Annotated in this window: 1 protein-coding gene and 2 pseudogenes; 2 read left to right on the forward strand and 1 reads right to left on the reverse strand. The window is 63.6% G+C overall.

Annotated features, from left to right (window positions below):
* Positions 1–303: 303 nt before the first annotated feature.
* Together ABTZ94_RS37220 and hydA are read left to right on the forward strand one after the other, a co-directional pair.
* Positions 304–777: pseudogene (locus ABTZ94_RS37220) on the forward strand (amidohydrolase family protein); the annotation flags it as partial.
* A 186-nt stretch (positions 778–963) separates the two neighbouring features.
* A complete protein-coding gene (hydA, locus tag ABTZ94_RS37225; RefSeq protein ID WP_351207849.1) occupies positions 964–2,355 on the forward strand; it encodes a dihydropyrimidinase in 1,392 nt (463 codons plus the stop codon).
* 142 nt (positions 2,356–2,497) lie between these two features.
* On the opposite strand, the pseudogene ABTZ94_RS37230 reads toward hydA, so the two are convergent.
* A pseudogene (locus ABTZ94_RS37230) lies at positions 2,498–2,791 on the reverse strand (IS630 family transposase); the annotation flags it as partial.

Raw genomic sequence — 2,791 nt, forward strand, 5'->3', positions numbered from 1 at the left:
GCTAAGGACTGTCCCGTAATCCCTGGCACGACGACAGCTACGGCACCTCGCCGCGTTGTCGGATACGGGACAGCCCTTAGCCAAACCTCCCTCGAACGCCACCCGTCCGACGTGCGCCGCCGCCCGGCACGGCGCCGCGCCGCGTCGCGCTGTGAGCCGGTGGAGTGCCAGGCGGGTGAAACAGAAACGTCTTCAGCGGTTAGCCGCAGCGGTATTGCCACAGTGGGTAACCCACTTCTACGTTCTTCACCACGCACCTCGTCTACGTGCGTAGACCCATTCCGCCACAGTGAGGAGGGGTACATGAGCCGCACCGTCATCCATGGTGGTCTCGTCATCACCGCGTCCGACGAAATCCATGCCGACGTACTCATCGAGGGTGGCCGCATCGCCGCCCTCGCGGCGCACGACACCGCCGCGGCCGAGAGCTGGAGTGCCGACCGGAGGATCGACGCCACCGGCAAATACGTCATCCCGGGCGGTGTCGACGCGCATACGCACATGGAGATGCCGTTCGGCGGCACCTACGCCGCCGACACCTTCGAGACCGGCACCCGTGCGGCCGCCTGGGGCGGCACCACCACGATCGTCGACTTCGCCATTCAGACCGTGGGCCGCGCGGTCCGCGAAGGACTTGACGCCTGGTACGCGAAGGCCGACGGCAACTGCGCCATCGACTACGCCTTCCACGTGATCCTCTCCGATGTGAACGAGTCCTCCCTCAAGGAGATGGACCTGCTGGTGTCGGAGGGCGTCACCTCCTTCAAGGGTTTCATTGGCTCGCGTGACCAGGGATGTTCATCCCGAGTAGGTGCCTGACCTGCAGGAACACGTCTATCTCGGCCGGTCGGTAGGGAGGAATCGCCTCATCTGTCCCTCCGACGGCGCCCCACCGGGCGCATCGGGCATACAGAGCGGCTCACGAGGGAGTACCCCGTATCCGACGTAAAGGGAGCAGAAGCTATGGCACGCACTCTGATCACCGGTGGCCTGGTCATCACGGCCTCCGACGAGTTGCACGTCGACGTGCTTGTCGACGGTGGCCGCGTCGTGGCCATGGCCACCCATGACAGTCATGAGTGGACGGCCGATCATGTCATCGACGCTGCGGGGAAGTACGTGATTCCAGGCGGTGTCGACGCCCATACGCATATGGAGATGCCGTTCGGCGGTACGTTCGCTTCCGACACCTTCGAGACCGGAACTCGGGCTGCGGCCTGGGGTGGCACAACGACCATCATCGATTTCGCAATCCAGTCCAAGGGCGGATCGCTTGGTGAAGGGCTCGACGCGTGGCATGAGAAGGCGGATAGAAAGTGCGCGATCGACTACGCGTTCCATATGATCATGTCCGACGTGAACGAGTCCTCGCTCAAGGAAATGGACACGCTCGTCTCCGCCGGCGTCACTTCGTTCAAGCTCTTCACCGCGTACCCGGGAGTCTTTCTCTCCGATGACGGTCAGATTCTCCGGGCCATGCAGCGCGCCGGCTTGAATGGAGGGCTGGTGATGACGCACGCGGAGAATGGTCTCGCCATCGACGTGCTGGTGGAGCAGGCGCTGGCACGTGGTGAGAGAGACCCGCGCTACCACGGTGAAGTCCGGAAGGCACTCCTTGAGGCGGAGGCGACGCATCGAGTGATCAAGCTGAGCCAGGTGGCGGGGTCTCCTCTCTACGTGGTGCACGTGTCGGCGCAAGAGGCCGTCGCCGAATTGGCGCGGGCTCGGGACGAGGGCCTTCCGGTTTTCGGCGAGACCTGCCCGCAGTACCTCTTCCTGTCGACCGACAACCTGGCAGAGCCTGAATTCGAAGGCGCGAAGTACGTCTGTTCCACCCCGCTGCGTCCGAAGGAGCATCAGGCGGCGCTGTGGCGTGGGCTGCGGACGAATGATCTGCAGGTTGTTTCCACGGACCATTGCCCGTTCTGCTTCAAGGGACAGAAGGAGATGGGCCATGAGGACTTCTCGAAGATTCCGAATGGCATGCCGGGTGTCGAGAATCGCATGGACCTTCTGCATCAGGCTGTTGTCGACGGGCATATCGGCCGCCGTCGCTGGATTGAGATCGCCTGCGCGGCGCCGGCTCGGATGTTCGGCCTGTACCCCAAGAAGGGGACTATCGCTCCTGGGGCCGACGCCGACATCGTCATCTACGACCCGCATGCTGAGCAGATCATGTCCGCCGAGACGCATCACATGAACGTCGACTACTCGGCCTACGAAGGCAAACAGGTGACGGGGCGGGTAGAGACGGTGCTGTCACGCGGCGTTCCGGTGATCGACAAGCGCACTTATGTGGGCCACGCGGGGCACGGGGCGTATCTGCCGCGAGGAATCTGTCAGTTCGCGAACTGAGATGCCTCGCGGCGGAATCCCCCGTTCTCCCGTCCGGGTGATACCTCGGCAGAGAGTCCTCCAGGGCTGATAGGCGTCATCAGCCCTGGAGGACTCGCAACCAGCGTTGGCGGTGGTGGCGAAGGTACTGAGGTGCTATTGATCAGAAACTCAACGGGTTCTCGTCCAGGACGTAGCGGACGTGTGGGCCGCCGGAATAGCAACGGACGATGTGCGGTTGGCGCTGGCGTCTACGGAAGAACCTACGGGTCTCGGGATTGAGTTCGGTCTGGTCCGGGGCCCGGTGCTGCTTGGGCAGACTGTGCTTGAGGTCGGCGTTGACCAGTTCGTCGGGGTGGGTGGCGAGCCAGTCGCGGACCTTCTTGGAGTGGTGGGCGGAGTGTCCGTCGATCAACAGGTGAACCTTGCGGTCGAAGTGGCCGGCGAGCCGGTCTAG

It is taken from the genome of Streptomyces sp. NPDC002785, from assembly GCF_040295565.1.
Taxonomy (GTDB): domain Bacteria; phylum Actinomycetota; class Actinomycetes; order Streptomycetales; family Streptomycetaceae; genus Streptomyces.